General features: G+C 62.8%; 13 protein-coding genes and 1 other RNA gene. 7 read left to right on the forward strand and 7 right to left on the reverse strand.

Features of this window, described 5'->3' with window-relative positions:
* Window positions 1–231 precede the first annotated feature (231 nt).
* From GBM95_RS04045 to GBM95_RS04055, 3 genes are all read left to right on the forward strand, one after another.
* On the forward strand, window positions 232–1,629 hold the full coding sequence (locus GBM95_RS04045; protein ID WP_152157909.1) for a hemolysin family protein: 1,398 nt from the start codon (window positions 232–234) through the stop codon (window positions 1,627–1,629).
* Between the two features lie 176 nt (window positions 1,630–1,805).
* A complete protein-coding gene (locus GBM95_RS04050) occupies window positions 1,806–3,020 on the forward strand; it encodes a hypothetical protein (protein ID WP_152157910.1) in 1,215 nt (404 codons plus the stop codon).
* Between the two features lie 128 nt (window positions 3,021–3,148).
* The gene (locus tag GBM95_RS04055; protein WP_193222566.1) at window positions 3,149–4,084 is read left to right on the forward strand and encodes an AraC family transcriptional regulator; all 936 of its coding nucleotides are present in this window, start codon (window positions 3,149–3,151) and stop codon (window positions 4,082–4,084) included.
* An 86-nt stretch (window positions 4,085–4,170) separates the two neighbouring features.
* Here the strand turns inward: GBM95_RS04055 and GBM95_RS04060 are convergent, their stop codons facing one another.
* Window positions 4,171–4,953, reverse strand: a complete 783-nt coding sequence (locus GBM95_RS04060) for a carboxymuconolactone decarboxylase family protein (RefSeq protein ID WP_152157912.1) — start codon at window positions 4,951–4,953, stop codon at window positions 4,171–4,173.
* A gap of 264 nt (window positions 4,954–5,217) precedes the next feature.
* Here GBM95_RS04060 and GBM95_RS04065 point away from each other — a divergent pair, with 264 nt between their 5' ends.
* Entirely contained in the window at window positions 5,218–5,646 is a 429-nt protein-coding gene (locus tag GBM95_RS04065; RefSeq protein ID WP_226963153.1) for a cyclophilin-like fold protein, read from the forward strand.
* 108 nt (window positions 5,647–5,754) lie between these two features.
* Here the strand turns inward: GBM95_RS04065 and pyrF are convergent, their stop codons facing one another.
* The gene (pyrF, locus tag GBM95_RS04070; RefSeq protein WP_152157913.1) at window positions 5,755–6,573 is read right to left on the reverse strand and encodes an orotidine-5'-phosphate decarboxylase; all 819 of its coding nucleotides are present in this window, start codon (window positions 6,571–6,573) and stop codon (window positions 5,755–5,757) included.
* Between the two features lie 328 nt (window positions 6,574–6,901).
* Here pyrF and GBM95_RS04075 point away from each other — a divergent pair, with 328 nt between their 5' ends.
* Window positions 6,902–7,507 carry a hypothetical protein gene (locus tag GBM95_RS04075; protein WP_193222567.1) on the forward strand — a complete coding sequence of 202 codons (606 nt, stop codon included), beginning with the start codon at window positions 6,902–6,904 and terminating at the stop codon, window positions 7,505–7,507.
* 156 nt (window positions 7,508–7,663) lie between these two features.
* Here the strand turns inward: GBM95_RS04075 and groL are convergent, their stop codons facing one another.
* Together groL and GBM95_RS04085 are read right to left on the reverse strand one after the other, a co-directional pair.
* Window positions 7,664–9,301, reverse strand: a complete 1,638-nt coding sequence (groL, locus tag GBM95_RS04080) for a chaperonin GroEL (RefSeq protein WP_152157914.1) — start codon at window positions 9,299–9,301, stop codon at window positions 7,664–7,666.
* Between the two features lie 56 nt (window positions 9,302–9,357).
* On the reverse strand, window positions 9,358–9,645 hold the full coding sequence (locus GBM95_RS04085) for a co-chaperone GroES (RefSeq protein WP_152157936.1): 288 nt from the start codon (window positions 9,643–9,645) through the stop codon (window positions 9,358–9,360).
* A gap of 201 nt (window positions 9,646–9,846) precedes the next feature.
* Here GBM95_RS04085 and GBM95_RS04090 point away from each other — a divergent pair, with 201 nt between their 5' ends.
* Window positions 9,847–11,589, forward strand: coding sequence for a D-alanyl-D-alanine carboxypeptidase/D-alanyl-D-alanine-endopeptidase (locus GBM95_RS04090; RefSeq protein ID WP_152157915.1), 1,743 nt, complete (start codon window positions 9,847–9,849; stop codon window positions 11,587–11,589).
* A 94-nt stretch (window positions 11,590–11,683) separates the two neighbouring features.
* Here GBM95_RS04090 and GBM95_RS04095 read toward each other — a convergent pair whose 3' ends face one another.
* The 3 genes from GBM95_RS04095 to GBM95_RS04105 all read right to left on the reverse strand — a co-directional run bounded on the left by GBM95_RS04095 (window position 11,684) and on the right by GBM95_RS04105 (window position 16,580).
* Window positions 11,684–13,882, reverse strand: a complete 2,199-nt coding sequence (locus GBM95_RS04095) for a protein-disulfide reductase DsbD family protein (RefSeq protein WP_152157916.1) — start codon at window positions 13,880–13,882, stop codon at window positions 11,684–11,686.
* A 130-nt stretch (window positions 13,883–14,012) separates the two neighbouring features.
* Entirely contained in the window at window positions 14,013–15,296 is a 1,284-nt protein-coding gene (hemL, locus tag GBM95_RS04100; RefSeq protein ID WP_152157917.1) for a glutamate-1-semialdehyde 2,1-aminomutase, read from the reverse strand.
* A gap of 129 nt (window positions 15,297–15,425) precedes the next feature.
* Window positions 15,426–16,580, reverse strand: a complete 1,155-nt coding sequence (locus tag GBM95_RS04105) for an outer membrane beta-barrel protein (RefSeq protein ID WP_152157918.1) — start codon at window positions 16,578–16,580, stop codon at window positions 15,426–15,428.
* Between the two features lie 128 nt (window positions 16,581–16,708).
* Here GBM95_RS04105 and rnpB point away from each other — a divergent pair.
* Window positions 16,709–17,024: RNase P RNA component class A (gene rnpB, locus GBM95_RS04110), an RNA gene on the forward strand.
* Window positions 17,025–17,029: the final 5 nt, after the last annotated feature.

The raw sequence follows: 17,029 nt of genomic DNA on the forward strand, positions 1-17,029 counted from the left end.
GCCGAGCGCACCGAAACGGGCGCGATCGTCACCTCCGTGCGCACGATTCATGCGCCGGGCGGCCGGAGAGCCGTGCGGCTTGCCGCCGCCATTACGGCGCTCCAGGGGCTCATTGCCCTCATCGACGGGGCCGATCCCATGCGGATGCCTTCGGAATACGATTAAAGTCTTCTGATTCCCGCTCCCGGCCCATCTTCCCATCACCTCTTTGATTTCCTCACGGAACCCACCATGTCGAGTTCGCTGGACATCCTGATCCTTCTCATCCTGATTCTCCTCAACGGCGTCTTCGCCATGAGCGAAATTTCGCTCGTCACGAGCCGCCGCGCGCGCCTCGCGCGCATGGCCGAGGAAAAAGCGACGGGCGCCGCCCGCGCGCAGGAACTGAATGCCGACCCCACGCGGGCCTTGTCCACCATTCAGGTGGGCATCACCTCGATCGGCATTCTTTCGGGCATTGTGGGCGAATCCGCGCTCGCGCAGCCGATGGCCGCGCTCCTGATTTCCTTCGGCATGAGTCCGGAGAGCGCGAAGGCGATCGGCGTGGTGATCGTGGTGGTGCTCATCACGTACTTCTCGATCGTGCTCGGCGAACTTGTTCCGAAGCGCATCGGCCAGATGTCGCCCGAGCGGATTGCCTGCCGCATCGCGCCCCCGATTCATCTCCTCTCCGTCATTGCCGCTCCCTTCGTGAAGCTCCTTTCCTTCTCGACCAAGTGGCTGCTCGAACGCTTCGGCGTGAAGGACACGGGCACCTCGCAGGTGACCGAGGAGGAAATTCACGCCATGATCGAGGAAGGGAAGGAATCCGGCGTGATTGAAACGGCCGAGCGCGACATGGTGCGCAACGTCTTCAGGCTCGACGATCGTCAGGTGGCCTCCCTCATGACGCCGAGAGCCGACATTAGCTGGATCGACATTGATGATCCGGTCGAGGAGAACGTGGAGAAAATCCGCTCCTCGCGCCGCTCGCGCCTTCCGGTCTGCGAGGGCGGGCTTGAAAACGTGAAGGGCGTCTGCTCGACCCGGACGCTTCTGCAGCAGATTCTTGAAAACGGGAAGCCCGACTTCAAGAGCAACCTCTCGCCCGTCAACTACGTGCCCGAATCCTTGACCGGCATGGAGCTTCTCGAGCACTTCCGAAAGACGGACGTGCCGCTCGCGCTCGTCGTCGACGAATACGGCGAAGTGATGGGTCTCGTCACGCCCCGGGACGTCCTCGAGGCCATTGCCGGCGAATTCAAGCCTGAACTCCCGGGCGACGGCTGGGCGAGCCGCCGCGAGGACGGCTCCTGGCTTCTCGACGGCATCATTCCGGTGCCGGAACTGAAGGACGTGCTGAATCTGAAGCGCGTTCCCGAAGAGGAGCAGGGCCGCTACAGCACGCTCGCGGGCATGATGATGCTCCTTCTCGGCAGACTCCCGCGCGAGGGCGACACCGCCGAATGGGGCGGCTGGAAGCTCGAGATCGTCGATATGGACGGCCGGCGCGTCGACAAGGTGATCGCCTTCCCGGCGGGCGGCCGCCCGCGTCCGGGCGCTCCCCGTCCGGGCGTTCCCGCGGGGACGTCTGAAGTTGTCCCCAGTACAGTTCCGGAAGCGCCTCAAAAGGAAGAGAAGAAGGCCTGAAACGCCTGAACGAGAGGGAATTCAAGTTTTTTAAAGGCTGTGGATAACCCTGTGGAAGAAAAAGAGGGAGACGGCTGGCGCCTGTGGATAAGTTGACAGCCTCTCCCGGGAAAAAGAGAGAAGAGGCGGGCGGATGAGATCGTTCGCTTTGAAAAAACCAAAAAAAGAGAAAAAGAATGACGACGACAAAACGCATTGGCATTGCCGCCGGCGTCCTGGTGCTCCTCGCAGGGAGCGGCTTCGGCCTGGTGCATTGGGAAGGCCGCATGTGGGATGAGCGCGTGGCGCAGATTGCCGCCAATCCTCCGCAGGGCATCAGGGTGGCCTACGAGGAAACGGGCCGCACCTGGAGAACCCGCACCTTCCGGGTGCGCGCGGAAGCGGAAGGACTTCGCGCGGTCTGGGACGGGAGCGCGGAAATGGGCTGGGGCACGCGCACCGTGCTTACCCTCAGTCTGGATGAAGGCCTCGGCAGATCCATCCGGGATTCGGGCGTCTCGGGCTACCGCGATTCGATGGTGGTGGAAACGTCCGCTTCGGGCGCGATGAAGCCCGTTCTCTGGCGGCTCGATGCGCTCGAATTTAAGGACGCCGCTTCGGGCGACGTCTGCACGACGGAACCCCTTCTCGTCACGGCGCACGAAGCCGACGGGAAGACTTCCGTCACGGGGTCGCTCGGCGGCTTCGTCTGCCGCTTCGGCGACGGCACATCGGCTTCCATCCGGGATCTGGTCTTAGGCTTCGCCGCGCAGGAGGACCGCCCCATTGCCGATTTTTCGCTCTCGGGCGGAACGTTTGATGCCGGGGAACTGAAGGGCGACAGCTTCTCCGTCAAGCTCACTTCGCGCCGGATGGAAGGTGCGGACAAGACCGCAGCACCCGCCGAAGTCCGCTGGGAGGAGCGCGCGGACGTTGAGGTGAGAAAGCCCCGCATTGAGGGCGAGGCCGCCGACCGCGTGGGATTCTCGGTGCGGCTCTCGGGCCTCACGGGCGCCTTTATTGAAGAGGTGACGGCGGCCTCCGAAGCTGCGGCGCTCGACCCGCTCGCCGGCTGGCGCGTGCTCGGTCTCTGGCGCGATGCGTTTCTCAAAAGCGAAATCGGCGTGACGCTCGACGACGCCTTTTATGAAGCGAAGGACAAAACCGCGCACCTTACGGGCACGCTTCGCTATGAAGCGTCGCCTCAGACGGGCATTCCGAAGTACGGTCAGTTTGAACTCCGCATCCCCGAGGCGCTCGTTCAGCCCGCGACGATTGCCGACGGCGTGGCGAGCGGAGAGCTCAAGCTCGTGAACGGCGAATACACGACGAAGCTTGAAATCACTGCGGGCGGCATTTTCGCGAACGACCAGCCGCTCGCCGGCCCCGGGATCTATCAGCTCCTGAGGTAGTCCATTTCTGAAATGCCGCAGATGATTGCCCGTTTCTCTCAGCGTGAGAGATTCGGGCAATTCTTTTTTGAAGCGCTGATATCCTTTCAGGGAGAAAGAATCCATTGGCCTTCATGGAGAAAGACATCATGACGGAAAGCCGGACGCAATCTATTCTGGAGGAGCTCGCACGAGAGGCAGCGGCAAGGCTTCCTCATCCTGGCGCGCTCAAAATCCAGGTGAGCGGCCTCAAAATCATCCGCCGCGAGGAATCGAACCGCCTGATCGACTGCGTTTCCTCCACTTCTGTGGGGTTCATCGTTCAGGGACGAAAGGCTGCCCGCATGCTCGGCGCCAATCTTGCCTACGGCGCGGGTTCGGCCATCGTGACGAGCGTTGAGCTTCCGGATTCCTTCGAGGCGATCGGCGCCGCGCGGGAAAACCCATTTTTCGGGATCGTGCTCGATCTTGAGGAAGACGTGATGACGACGGTGCTCGCGCGCCTGAGGGACCGCCCCGTGCCCGAATGCATGTTCGGCTCCGGGGGCATTCAGGGTTCGAGAGCGGCAACCGTTTTCCCGGCAACGGAGCAGATGCTCGATGCGCTCCTGAGGCTCCTCCGGCTCGCCGACGAAGGCGCAGGCGCGGCCTTCATGGCGCCGCTTGTGAAGGAAGAGCTTTATTTCCGTCTTCTCATGAGCCCGGCTGCAGGTGCCTTCCGGGCGCTCTTCAGTTCCGGGACGCCCGAGAGCCGGATCCGCGAGGCCGCTGCCTGGATGCGCGCCAACTACCGCAGGGACTTCGACGTCGCCGACACGGCTTCGCGCTTCGGGATGAGCGCGGCGACCTTCTACCGGTACTTCCGCGAAATTCTCGGCGCGAGCCCGCGGCAGTACGTGAAGACGCTGAGGCTCTATGAGGCCAAGCGCCTCATGATGGACGAAGGCATGGATGCGGCGGCGGCCGCCTTTGAAGTGGGCTACGAAAGCGCCGCCTATTTCTCGCGCGAATACAAGCGCGCCTTCGGACTTCCTCCCAGAGCGCACGTCGAAGCCTGCCGGGCTCAGGCCGCGGATGCGGCGTAGGACTTGCCCGTTCCTCCCGGAACCCCAGGAAATCCAGAAGGAGCACGGGATCCCTTGCGTCAGGATCCCGTGCGGTTTTTGGCGGCTTAATCCTTCAGAACGTCGTTGACGACGGCAAGCGCGTTGAGCGTTCTCGGGAAGCCGAGGAAGGGAAGACCCACCTCGAGCGCATCAACCAGATTCTGCTTGACGGCGCCGACGGCGACGTTGCCGTTTACATGGGCGCGCACCTGCGCTTCGCAGCCGCCGAGCGCGACGATGGCCGAGAAGGTGATGAGCTCGCGCTCGCGAAGGTCAAGCGCCTTGCGCGTGTAGTAGTCGCCGAAGCACCAGCCGGTGAGGTCTCTCACGAGGAGCGCCTTCTGGCTTTCGGGCGCGGATTCATGCATGCGGCGGATGGCGTCGCCGAAGATGCCGCTCTGGACTTGGAAGCCTTCCGCAAAGCGCGTTTCGTCGGTGACGGTGCCTTCGCTCGGGATGGGGAGCTTCACGCCGCTCTCGGAGAGCGCCTTGTTGGCGGACCTGAGAACGGACGAAACGCGTGCGAAGCCGACGTAGGGCGTCGTCTGGTAAAAGGCTTCCTTTACTTCGGCGGGCGTAAGGCCGTCCCTCAGCGCGGCCTTGACGGCCGATTCGACATGTTCGGGGAGGCCGATCGCTGAGAGCGTGGCGAGCATCACCAGGTGGCGGGATTTGAGGGGGAGCGAAGCGCCGCGTTCAGAGAGCTTCGTCATGCGCGCGAGGACGGCGTCGGCATCGGGGTCCGGAGATGGATTCGTTTCGGCTCTTGCCGGAGCGCCGGCGGCAAATGCGCCGGCCGCAGCGGCGGCGCTCGAGAGAACCTTGCGGCGGGAAAGAATGGAATGCATGGTGCGGGACTCCGAAAAGAAGACAAAGAAGCCGCAGAGCTCTGATCGGGAAGGCATTCCCGGAGGCGCCGGCTTTCCATTGAAGTTTCGCCGCTCGAGGTCTTTCCCCGATATCGAGGTTCTTCCAAATTCTTGCCCAAATGAATCGATCTCGCAGCGCGGAAATGCTTCTCCTCTCTTCGCGCGCGAGAATGAATTCCGGAAAGAAGCACGCGGGAATCGGTCTGAAGCCGATGAATCCGCTATTAGAGGAGGAATCCATCCATGAAGATGAAGAGAATGGTCGCTGCCGCAGCGGCTGCCGGCATTGCCGCGGTTTCGGGCGCCGCAGGAGCCGAAACCATTTCAATGACGATCGGCGCCAAAACCTTTGATGTGGAGATGAACGGCACGGAGGCGGCCGCCAACCTCGTGAAGCGTCTGCCGCTCTCGCAGCCCTTTGAGAATTTCGGGAAGCTCGAGCGCATCACCTATCTGAAGCCGGCGCTTGATACGGGGAAGGACGCCCTTACGGCGTCGCCGAAGCGCGGCGACCTTGCCTACTACATCCCGTGGGGGAATCTCTGCGTCTTCCTCATCGGCGGCAACGCCCCGAGCGACGATCTGGTGATCCTCGGCCATATGGAGGAAGAGGCGCTCGTTGCGCTTGAAAAGAGCGGAACGAGCCGCGTGGAGCTTCGTCAGAAGAAATAACCGGATCGGCAGAGCCGGATGAATAAAGAAAAGTCCCGGAACTTCTCGAAAGCTTCGGGACTTTTTTCTAGGGGCCGGCTATGGTTGAGCCGGCTTCAAGCGCATCGATCAGGCGCCGCGGGCCGCATTGATGGCGTCGCGGGTGGCTTCGGCCGCCTTTCTCGCGGCGTCCTGCCAGTCGGCGCCCTTGCTTGCGTAGAGAATGGCGCGGCCGGAATTAATGACCATGCCGGCTCCGCGGGTATCCATGCCGGCCGTGACGGCGGCCTGAATGTCGCCGCCCTGGGCGCCGACGCCCGGAACAAGGAGCGGAATATCGGGTGCAACGCGGCGTACGGCTGCAAGCTCATCGGGGTAGGTGGCGCCGACGACGAGGCCGAGTTCGCCCGTGCGGTTCCACTTTTCCGCCGTGAGGCGCGCAACGCGCTCGAAAAGGCGTTCGCCGCCGACGTCGAGCATCTGCAGTTCGTCGCCGCTCTTGTTCGACGTGCGGCAGAGGAGGAAGATGCCCTTATCTTCATATTTGAGGTACGGCGTGATCGTGTCCTCGCCCATGTAGGGCGAGAGCGTCACGCAGTCGGCCTTGAAGCGCTCGAAGGCTTCGCGGGCATAGTGCTCGCAGGTCGAGCCGATGTCGCCGCGCTTTGCGTCGAGAATCACCGGGATGCCGGGATGGTTGGCATGGATGTACTCGATGATGCGCTTCAGGGCATCCTCGGCGCCTTCGGAGGCAAAGTAGGCGATCTGAGGCTTGAAGGCGCAGACGAGGTCGGCGGTGGCGTCGACGATGCCGCAGCAGAAGTCGTAGATGGCGTTGGGAGAGTCAGCGAGCTCTTCGGGGAAGCGGCTCCTGTTGGGATCGAGCCCCACGCAGAGAAGCGTATTCTGATTGCGCCAGCGCGCCTCAAGCATTTCAGTGAATTTCATGCAAATTGCCTTTTACTCTCTCAGGACGCTCCGGACGGAAAAAGCGGAGCCCCATATGTTCAGGCGGGTATTTTCGAGGCAGATGCTCCTTTGGTCAAGGCTCGATATCCTTTAGAGTCTTTAAGGCCTTGAGGCGCTCCCGGGCGCGGAAAGACTCATGACGGTAAGGCTGATGTTCCTCAAGAGTCAATTGTCCGCAAAAGTATCCGCAGCCTTCGAAGGAGGCGCGCCCGCGCTAGGATGACTGAAGGATGCGAAAAGGGAAGCGAGCCCTGGGGACCCGTTCCTTTTTCTTCATTCCTGAGTTTCTAAAAGAAAAGGAGACATTATGAAGGCTCTTACCCGTCGATCCCTGATGCTCGCTGCCGGCATGCTCGCCTGCGCCGCCATTCCGACTGCCCGCGCGGCAAAGAAGCGTGAATGGCCGGCGCTGCCGGAAGTTCCTGCGGATCTCAATGCCGAACGCCTTTTCGTGGAGCTCGCTGAAAACGGCGAAGGCGTCCGCTTCGAAAGCCGCAAGGGGGCGCCCGTCGTCAACATGGTCTTTGATCCGCAGTGCCAGTGGTGCGTGTGGGAGTTTGAACAGTTCCGTCCCTTCATGGACCGCGTCACCTTCGTCTGGCACCCCGTCGCCGTCCTCAACCCCTGGAGCGAACTCCAGGGCGCCGCAATTCTTGCCGCAAAGGACCCGAAGGCGACCTTCATGGAGCACGAGAAGCATTTCCGCGACGAGGCGTTCAAGGGCCTCGACGTGAGAAAGATGACGCTCCCCTTCGAAAAGCGCGAGAAGGTCTGGGACAACTCCAAGATCTTCCGCCGTGCGGGCGGCAATTCCGTGCCCTTCGGCGTGCTGAAGACGACGGACGGCCGCTACGTGCCGATCCCGCAGGTCACGACGGCGGACTTCGCCCGCCTCTCAGGCCTGAAGGCCTGAAGGCCTGATGAGTCCCGCGTCCTGACGGAAATTTTTCCCTAAAAAGAAAACCCGCGGCATCACTGCTGCGGGTTTTCTTTTGGGGTTAGAGCGGCGGCCGTCCTGCGGTCCGCCGCTTTAAGCCTCGCATGAGGATTCAGGAACTGAGATCCTGAATTACATCATGCCGGGCATGCCGCCCATCGCGTCCATGCCGGCCGGGGCGCCCTTCTCCTCAACGGGGAGGTCGGCGACCATGCAGTCGGTCGTGAGGATGAGGGAGGCAACGGAAGCAGCGTTCTGCAGAGCCGTGCGGGTAACCTTCGTCGGATCAAGGACGCCCATTTCGACGAGGTCGCCGTACTGAGCGGACTGAGCGTTGTAGCCGAAGTTGCCTTCGCCCTGAGCAACGGTGTTCACCACGACGCTCGGTTCATCGCCGGCGTTGGCGACGATCTGGCGAAGCGGCTCTTCCATGGCGCGCAGAACGATGCGGATGCCGGCGTTCTGTTCGTCGTTGTCGCCCTTCAGATCCTTGATGGCGAGCTTGGCGCGGATGAGCGCAACGCCGCCGCCCGGGACGATGCCTTCCTCAACCGCAGCGCGGGTGGCGTGGAGGGCGTCTTCAACACGGGCCTTCTTTTCCTTCATTTCGACTTCCGTCGCGGCACCGACCTTGATCAGGGCAACGCCGCCGGCGAGCTTGGCAACGCGTTCCTGGAGCTTTTCGCGGTCGTAGTCGCTCGTGGCAACCTCGATCTGGGTGCGGATGTTCTTCACGCGGTTTTCAATCGCAGCAGCATCGCCGGCACCGTCGATGATCGTGGTGTTTTCCTTCGAGACTTCAACCTTCTTCGCAGAGCCGAGCTGAGCAAGCGTGGCCTTGTCGAGCGTGAGGCCGACCGTGCTCGAGATGACCGTGCCGCCCGTAAGGACAGCGATGTCCTCGAGCATGGCGGTGCGGCGGTCGCCGAAGCCGGGAGCCTTGACGGCGACAACCTTGAGGATGCCGCGGATCGAGTTCACAACGAGGGTGGCGAGCGCTTCGCCGTCGATGTCCTCAGCAATGATGAGGAGCGGACGAGCAGCCTTGGCAACCTGTTCGAGCACCGGGAGAAGTTCGCGGATGTTGCTGATCTTCTTGTCGTGGAGCAGGATGAAGGGGTTGTCGAGAACAGCGGACTGCTTCTCGGGCTGGTTGATGAAGTAGGGCGAGAGGTAGCCGCGGTCGAACTGCATGCCTTCGACGACTTCGAGTTCGTTCTTGAGGCTCTTGCCGTCTTCGACGGTGATCACGCCTTCCTTGCCGACCTTGTCCATGGCTTCGGAAATGATTTCGCCGATTTCATGGTCGGAGTTGGCCGAAATGGCGCCGACCTGGGCGATTTCCTTGTTGGTCGTGGTGGGCTTCGATATCTTCTTGAGCTCGGCGATCGCAGCGGCGACAGCCTTGTCGATGCCGCGCTTCAGATCCATCGGGTTCATGCCGGCGGCAACGAACTTCATGCCTTCGTCAACGATCGCCTGGGCGAGAACGGTAGCCGTGGTCGTGCCGTCGCCGGCGTTGTCGCTCGTCTTCGAGGCGACTTCGCGGACCATCGCGGCGCCCATGTTCTCGAACTTGTCCTTGAGCTCGATTTCCTTGGCGACCGAGACGCCGTCCTTCGTGACCGTCGGGCCGCCGAAGGAGCGTTCAAGGACGACGTTGCGGCCCTTCGGGCCGAGCGTCACCTTGACGGCGTTGGCGAGAACATTGATGCCGCGAACCATCTTCGTGCGGGCATCATCACCGAAAAGAACCTGCTTAGCAGCCATTTCTTTAATCCTTAAATTTGTACTTGAAAATCTGTCTGAGATTGTCCGCAGGGCGCTTATTCAAGGACGCCCATGATGTCTTCCTCGCGCATGACGAGGAGCTCTTCGCCGTCGACCTTCACGGTCTGGCCGGAGTACTTGCCGAAGAGAACGCGGTCGCCCACCTTCACGTCCGGGGTGATGATGCGGCCGGCTTCGTCGCGCTTGCCGGGACCGACGGCGATCACTTCGCCCTGATCGGGCTTCTCGCCGGCCGAGTCCGGAATGACGATGCCGAAGGCGGTCGTCGTTTCGGCTTCAAGGCGCTTGATGATGACGCGGTCATGCAAAGGACGAATCTGCATCTTGGAAATCTCCATTTAATGAATCTTGCCGGTCGTCTGCGGGGCAGCTTTAAACCCTCTGGCAACCGGCCGAAATGAAAAATTGCATTGCTGAGAAGCGAACGCCGCTCTAGGGGTTCGCTACCATTTACTCCCCATATGGGGACGGTCCCCGGGATTTCAAGAGGACCGGGAGAAAAATTTTCATCCTGACGTCGGAAAATGCGGAAAAGCTCAATCTTTTCTAGAAAAATCATCACTTATTCGTTGATGCTCTCGGTGCTTTCCCTGCCGGCCTTTTCGTTCTCCGCGGGGGCTGAGGAAGCGCCTGCAGCGGCGGAGGCCTCTACAGGGGAGCCGGATGCCGGTCCGGAGAAGGAAAACGACGGGGCAGAGCCGGAAGCGGCCGAAGCGCGCGCGCTTCCCAGAAAGCTGGCACCCGAGCGAAACGCGGCGGCGGAGCGCCGTGCAGAGCTCACGAAGCTCCCTGAAAAGCTTCTGCAGGCCGCGAAGCGTCTGCGGGTCGATCCGGCGGGCATAGCGGTTTCCGTGGTGCCGGTTGAGGACCCGAAGCGCCCGGTTCTCAGCTGGCGCGCCGACGCGATGGAGCCCCCCGCCTCCACGGCAAAGCTTGTAACGACGCTCGCCGCGCTAGAGGTGCTCGGATCGAGCTATCGCTGGCGCACGAACTTCTACGTGAGGGAGATGCCCGACAGGAACGGGCTCCTCAGGGGAGGCCTCTTCATCCGCGGCGGCGGCGACCCGGCGCTCGTGCTCGAGGACTTTGCGCTCGAAGTCGACCGGCTCGCTCAGAAAGGGATCCGGCGCATTGACGGCAACATCGTCATCGACCGCTCGCACTTCAATATTCCGAATGTGGATCCGGGGGCCTTCGACGGCAGACGCTCCCGTCCCTACAACCTGCAGCCCGATGCGGCGCTCCTCAATTACCGGAATCTGAGCTTTGAACTCACGCCTGACGTGAAGGCGGGCGTTGCGCGCGTCGTCGTCTTCCCGCCCCTCGCGGGCGTCTCTTATCCGAAGACCATCCGGCTCGGGAAAGGCGGCTGCGGCGACTGGAAGTCGGCCATTGCCTTCAGGGTGAACGATCTGGGGAAGGGAAAAAAGCGCGTGCTCTTCAACGGGCGCTACCCCTCCGCCTGCGGCGTGAAGAGCTTCAACGTGATCGCTTTTGAAGCGGATGAATATTTTGAGCGCCTTTTCCGCGCGCTCTGGGAAAAGGACGGCAGAACCTGGCGGGGAAAGGTCGTCTCCGGAAGGGTTCCGGAGGATGGGAAGCTCTTTCTCACGCGTCTCTCGCCTACGCTCGGCGAAATAACGGCGCTTACGAACAAATGGTCCAACAACCCCATGGCGCGGCACATCTTCCTCACGCTCGGCACTCGCCGCGTTGAGGAGGAGCTTGAGGCGAAGGCTTCTGAGGAAGCGGCTGAGGCGAAGGCCGCCGGCGCTCCCGGGAAGACGGCTAAGAAGGAAGCTGAAAGGGAAGCCAAGCCCGGGGACGAAAAGAGGCTTCAATTCCCGCGCGGCGCGACGCTCGGGGATGCCCGCGCCGAGCTCTCCGACTGGATGACGAGCCGCGGCATTCCGGCCTCAGAGATCATCATCGACAACGGCTCGGGCCTCTCGCGCACGAGCCGCGTGTCGGCGCGCGCCATGACGGATCTCCTTTCTGCCGGCTGGAACGGCCCCTACATGCCTGAATATCTGGCGTCGCTCCCCATTACGGGGCGGGACGGCACGATGGTGCGCCGCAAGGTGGCGCTCGAGGAAGGCCGAATCAAGACGGGATACCTCGAAAATGTCCGCAGCATCGGGGGCTACGTGCATGCGCTTGACGGGCGCCGCTATGCGGTATACGCGAGCGTGACGGGCGCCAAAAATGTCCCGGGCGGCATCAGGTTCCTCGATGCCGTGATTGAGTGGGTCTACGCTGCGGAGTAGCGAAAGGCATGAAAAACGCCATTGCGCGTGAGAGACCTCTGCGGATATCTCTCAGGCAGCAATGGCGTTTGCCAAGAGGGAAAGCGTTAAAAAACTACTTTCCCTCAAGGGCTTCGAGCACGATGCCGGGCGTGAGGAGCTCGGGCAGCACCTTCACCTCGCCGTTCGGACGGTAGATGAGATAAAGCGGAACGCCGCTTCTGCCGAATTTGGAGAGCACCGCGGCAATTTCCGCGTTGCGGTTCGTCCAGTCGCCCTCGAGCTTCACGTAGCCGAGCGCATTCATGCGATCGAGCACTTCCGCGCGGTCGAGCGCCGCGAGCTTGTTGGCCTGGCAGGTGATGCACCAGGCGGCCGTGAAGTCCACAAAGACGGGATGACCTTCGGCGAGCGCGGCTTCAACCGCCTTTTCGCTCCACGGAGCCCAGCCGGAGTCTGCGCGGGATTCGACTGCCGTCTGCTCAAAGAGGGAGCTTCCGGCAATGGCGGCAGAGGCCACTGCAATGACGAGCATGATCCCCATGATGGGCGTCGAGGAGGCGCGGCCCCACTGACGGCGGCCGAGAAGCCAGCAGAAGACGCCGAGCGCGCCCATGCCGCATAGAATCAGCAGCACGCCGCGGTAGTCCGTCTGGTGCGACAGCACCCAGCAGAGCCAGAGGACGGCGAGCGCCATCGGAATCGCCATGATCCGGCGGAAGGTGTCCATCCAGGGGCCGGGCTTCGGGAGCCGTCTGGCCCACGAGGGGAAGAGGCAGAGGATGAGCCAGGGCGCGGCCATGCCGAAGCCGAGCGCGAGGAAGATGAGGAGCGCCTCAATGGCGGGCTGCGTCAGGGCGTAGCCGAGCGCGGCGCCCATGAAGGGCGCGGTGCAGGGACTCGCGACGAGAACGGCGAGAACGCCCGTGAGGAAGGAGGCCGTGAGGCCCGTCTTCGGGGCCTTGCGGACGCTTTCGGCGTCGGCAATGCGGCTTCCGAACGTGAATTCGTAAAAGCCGAGGAGATTAAAGGTAATCGCGGTGAAGAGCAGAATGAGTGCGGCAACGACCCAGGCGGACTGAAGCTGGAAGCCCCAGCCGAGGGCGTGACCCGCGCCTCTCAGCGCGAGAAGAAGCCCCGAGAGCGCGAGCATCGTCGCGAGAACCCCGCCCGTAAAGGCTACGCCGTGCCCCATCAGATTGGCTGACGACTTCGCACCCTTCACGAGGTCGAGGAGCTTGAGGGAAAGCACCGGGAAGACGCAGGGCATCAGGTTGAGGATGAGGCCCCCGAGGAAGGCGGACAGAAGCGCTGACCAGGCCGTGAAGGAAAGCGAGGCGCCCGCGTTCTGTGGTGCTGCTCCCTGAGCATCTCCGGCAGCAATCGTGCGTACGTTGGCGGGCGGTAGCGGCACAGCTTCCGCCTTGAGGGGAATCTTCGTTTCGACTGCCCAGCCGCCTGCCTGAGGACCGCCGTCCGCGACGAGAACGCCCGAGATGGCTTCAGCGGGCTTCGCGGCAAATTTATCCATTGCCGTGAGCCAGAGACGCTGCGTGCCGTTTTCCCCGGGCGCGAATTCCGGCGGGTCGGAAAGCTTCACCACGTTCTTGTCGAGCGGGAAGAAGTCGAGGCTCTTCTGAACGGCGGCGTTTCCCGCCACCGAAATCATGATGCGGTTGGCTTCGATCGACGCCGTGACGGTGCCAGGGTCGGCAACCGTTTCAGGAACCCTCGAGAGCGCTCCGGCGATATCTGCCGCTTCGGGCGTGTCTTTCCCTGCAACGTCAATCGGAAGCCTGAGCGAAACGTCCGCGGACTCCGGAACGCACATCTCGCGGCAGGCGAGATATTCGACATGAAGCCTTACGGTGGCGTTTCCGTACGCGCCGCGCGGAACCTCAATGCGGAAGGGAAAGAGCGTCGTGCCGCCGTAGCCGAAGCTCGTGAGTCCGGAGGTAATGGTGCGCGCAGGGAGCGGAAAGAGCGGATCGGTTGCCTTGAGATCCCCCGGCAGCGTGAAGGTGAATTCGGGCGGAAGTCCCGCATCGCCCGGCATACGCCAGTAGGTGTGCCAGCCTTCCTCATGCGTGAAGCGGACCGCGAGCTGATTGACCGCCTGGGGCGTCAGCGCCGTTTTGGCGGAAACGATGTCCACCATCACGTGAGGCATCTGCTTCTCAGCCCCCTTGGCGGCATCAATGGCATTGATCCAGCCGTCGGAAGAGGCGGCGCTGGCGCTTAAGCCTGCGGCGCAGACGAGGCCTGCGGCGAGCGTCCTGAGCGCCCGCCTGAGGAGAGTGGCAGCATGAAGCATGGCGTTTTGTCGGGGAATCAAATACGGGAACGGCGCGTTCTCTCAAGGCTCCCGAATGCGGGCGGAGGAACGCGCCGGATGACAGGGTGGCCGAGGCAGGCTTCCCGCCTGCCCCTTGAGTCCCTGAAGATTACTTCGCCATGGAGGCGAAGACCTCCCGGGCAGCGGCGATGGTCGAATCGATCACTTCGTCGGTGTGAGCAATCGAGACGAATCCCGCTTCGAAGGTCGACGGCGCAAAGTAGCAGCCGCGGTCGAGCATGCCGTGGAAGAACGTATTGAAGGCGTGCTGGTCGGCCTTCATCACGTCGGCAAAGCCGTGCGGACGCTCGGGGAGGAAGTAGATGCCGAACATGCCGCCCACGGAGTCTGCCGAGAACGGAACGCCCGCATCCTTCGCTGCGGCGGCGAGGCCGTTGACGAGGCGCGAGGTCTGGGCGCCGAGACGATCGTAGAAGCCCGGAGCCTGAATCTTCTTGAGGGTCGCCATGCCGCAGGCGACGGCGACGGGGTTCCCCGAGAGCGTGCCCGCCTGATAGACCGGGCCGCAGGGGGCGATCTTCTGCATGATGTCGGCGCGGCCGCCGAAGGCGGCGACCGGCATACCGCCGCCGATCACCTTGCCGAGCATGGTGATGTCGGGGGTGACGTTGAAGAGCGACTGAGCGCCCTTCAGTGCGACGCGGAAGCCCGTCATCACTTCGTCGACGATGAGGAGCGCCCCGTGCTCGGTGCAGAGGCGGCGCATCGTGTCGATGAATTCCTGGCTGCCGCGCACGAGATTCATGTTGCCGGCAAAGGCTTCAACGATCACGCAGGCGATTTCGTCGCCGTACTTCCGGAAGGCGTCCTCGAGCTGCTCGGGGTTGTTGTATTCAAGAACGAGCGTGTGTTCGGTGACGGAGGCCGGAACGCCTGCGGACGAGGGATTGCCGAAGGTGAGAAGGCCCGAGCCCGCCTTCACGAGGAGCGCGTCCGAGTGGCCGTGGTAGCAGCCCTCGAACTTGATGATACGGTTGCGGCCCGTGAAGCCGCGGGCGAGGCGAATGGCGGACATGCCCGCTTCAGTGCCGGAGCTCACGAGACGAACCTCCTCCATCGAGGGAATGAGGCGCGTGATCTCTTCGGCGATTTCAACCTCGGCGCGCGTGGCGGCGCCGAAGGAAAGGCCGCGGTCGACCGCGGCATGGACGGCCTCGACGACATCCGGATCGTTGTGGCCGAGGATCATCGGACCCCAGGAGCACACATAGTCGGTGAAGCGCTTTTCCTCAACGTCCCACATGTAGGGGCCCTTGGCGCGCTCGATGAAGCGCGGGGCGCCGCCCACTGAACGGAAGGCGCGGACGGGCGAGTTGACGCCGCCGGGGATGACTTTCTGTGCGCGCTCGAGGAGCGCCTGATTGCGGTCCATGGAAATTAACTCCGGAAAGAAGGATTCCGGCGGCGAAAGGAAGGCGCCGCCGGGACAGCTGGTGTTCTTTTGGTCCGCATTCTACGAGCGGACTCTTTCTCTGTTATTAACGGAAGGACATGAAGCGTTTCAGAACGCAAGACCCGCGCCGATCGTGAAGCTCGTCGGCATCGCGCGGACGGTGTAGCCGTCGCCGCGGTCCTCGAGAACGCCCTTGAAGCGCGCGAAATTCGTATCCATCGATCCCGTGATGAAGAAGTTTTCCGCCGCAGCCCAGGTGAATCCGAGCGTGAGGGCCGGATGAAGGCTCCAGTCCGAGGCGTAGGCGGTTTCGCCCTTCGAGTAGCCGAAGCCCGCGCCGGCAAAGAGCCGGAAGGTCTTCGTCCAGTCCATGTTGTAGGCGAGGGTCAGGGTGTAGGACTCGATTCTGAGGTCGTTCTTTCCCGGGCCGTCCGCACGGGTGACTTCATGCGAGGAGCGCGAATACTTGAGGTCCGTCTGCCAGCTGCGGCCCGAATAGCGCCTCAGGCCGGCATTCCAGACCGTGTCGCTCCCCACGCGGCTCGGCGAATACTTCTCGCCGTTGTCGGTGTACTGCCACCCCCAGCTGCCGTAGAGAAGGTTGGGGGTCTTCACCCACGGGCTCTCGGGCGAAAGCGGCATTTTGCGGCCCTTCGCGTCGTCGAGCGTAATGGTCGAGAAGAAAAAGAAGACGTTCGTGAAGGGAATCCAGGTGCCGTAGAAGGAAACCGTGTCGGTTCCCACCTTGGCGAGCGGCAGCGGGAGCGGCGCCGGAGCCCACATGTAGTCGCCCCTCATCGTGATCCCGGCGAGGTAGCCTGCGCCCACGTGGAAGCCGGAATTCCCGAGCGGCCAGCGGGCGACCCACGTATAGCCCGCCATGGGTTCCGGACGGTAGTTGGAGTCGACGAAGGTGATGAGGTAGAGCATGCGCTCGTTGCCCTTCTCGTCGATGATGCCGCGCGCGAGCCCCATGCCCATCGGCCAGCCGTTTTCCTCGTCGCGCTGCGGCCAGTCCCATCTCGGGTGGTTCGTATAGGTGGGAAGAATCCAGATGGAATTCCCGTCGCTCATGATTTTTTCTGCGCCCGCCCTGGTGTCGCTCCAGAAGGAAGCCCAGTCGCCCGGGCGGTCTTCGGAGCTGCGTGCGATGCCCGCAGGGGTCGTATCGATCAGGGAGGACCAGAAGCCCGCATGAGCGGGAAGTGCAGCGGCAAAAGCGAGCGAAGCGAGCGCGATGCGCAGTGAAGAGCGTCTCAGCATGGCCGAAAAGAGAGTGAAAACAAATAAGAGGGAAAAGGCCCTCATTTTGGCACAAGGCATCTGCCTGCGCACTTGCCTTGGCGCCGCGAGATCGTTAAAGTAGCGCTCCTGCAGCAGCTCCCCAGACGGGAGTTCCCCGGGCGGTCGTCGGCGGCATTCATGCCGCGGGAGGAAAGTCCGGACTCCGCAGGGCGCCGTAGGAGGTAACACCTCTCCGCCGCAAGGCGCGGATCAGAGCAACAGAGACGAGCCGGCTTCGGGCCGGGTGAAACGGGCAATCTCTACGGGGAGCAACATCAAATAGGCAGCCGATGGACCGGCCCGGTCCGGCTGCGGGTAGATGGCTTGAGGCGGCGCGCGAGCGTCGTCCTAGACGAATGGCCGCCGGCAGGGGACTTTCGGGTCCTTTGCCGACAGAATCCGGCTTACACGGGAGCTTCTCGGGAGCT

The sequence above is a fragment of the Sutterella seckii genome (assembly GCF_009183815.1).
Lineage (GTDB): Bacteria > Pseudomonadota > Gammaproteobacteria > Burkholderiales > Burkholderiaceae_F > Sutterella > Sutterella seckii.

Coding starts and splice junctions, on each gene's coding strand:
- GBM95_RS04105 (WP_152157918.1), bottom strand. CDS start 16,580: ATGCTGAGACGCTCTTCACTGCGCATCGCGCTCGCTTCGCTCGCTTTT.
- GBM95_RS04055 (WP_193222566.1), top strand. CDS start 3,149: ATGACGGAAAGCCGGACGCAATCTATTCTGGAGGAGCTCGCACGAGAG.
- GBM95_RS04075 (WP_193222567.1), top strand. CDS start 6,902: ATGAAGGCTCTTACCCGTCGATCCCTGATGCTCGCTGCCGGCATGCTC.
- GBM95_RS04050 (WP_152157910.1), top strand. CDS start 1,806: ATGACGACGACAAAACGCATTGGCATTGCCGCCGGCGTCCTGGTGCTC.
- GBM95_RS04065 (WP_226963153.1), top strand. CDS start 5,218: ATGAAGATGAAGAGAATGGTCGCTGCCGCAGCGGCTGCCGGCATTGCC.
- groL (WP_152157914.1), bottom strand. CDS start 9,301: ATGGCTGCTAAGCAGGTTCTTTTCGGTGATGATGCCCGCACGAAGATG.
- pyrF (WP_152157913.1), bottom strand. CDS start 6,573: ATGAAATTCACTGAAATGCTTGAGGCGCGCTGGCGCAATCAGAATACG.
- GBM95_RS04085 (WP_152157936.1), bottom strand. CDS start 9,645: ATGCAGATTCGTCCTTTGCATGACCGCGTCATCATCAAGCGCCTTGAA.
- GBM95_RS04095 (WP_152157916.1), bottom strand. CDS start 13,882: ATGCTTCATGCTGCCACTCTCCTCAGGCGGGCGCTCAGGACGCTCGCC.
- hemL (WP_152157917.1), bottom strand. CDS start 15,296: ATGGACCGCAATCAGGCGCTCCTCGAGCGCGCACAGAAAGTCATCCCC.
- GBM95_RS04045 (WP_152157909.1), top strand. CDS start 232: ATGTCGAGTTCGCTGGACATCCTGATCCTTCTCATCCTGATTCTCCTC.
- GBM95_RS04090 (WP_152157915.1), top strand. CDS start 9,847: ATGCGGAAAAGCTCAATCTTTTCTAGAAAAATCATCACTTATTCGTTG.
- GBM95_RS04060 (WP_152157912.1), bottom strand. CDS start 4,953: ATGCATTCCATTCTTTCCCGCCGCAAGGTTCTCTCGAGCGCCGCCGCT.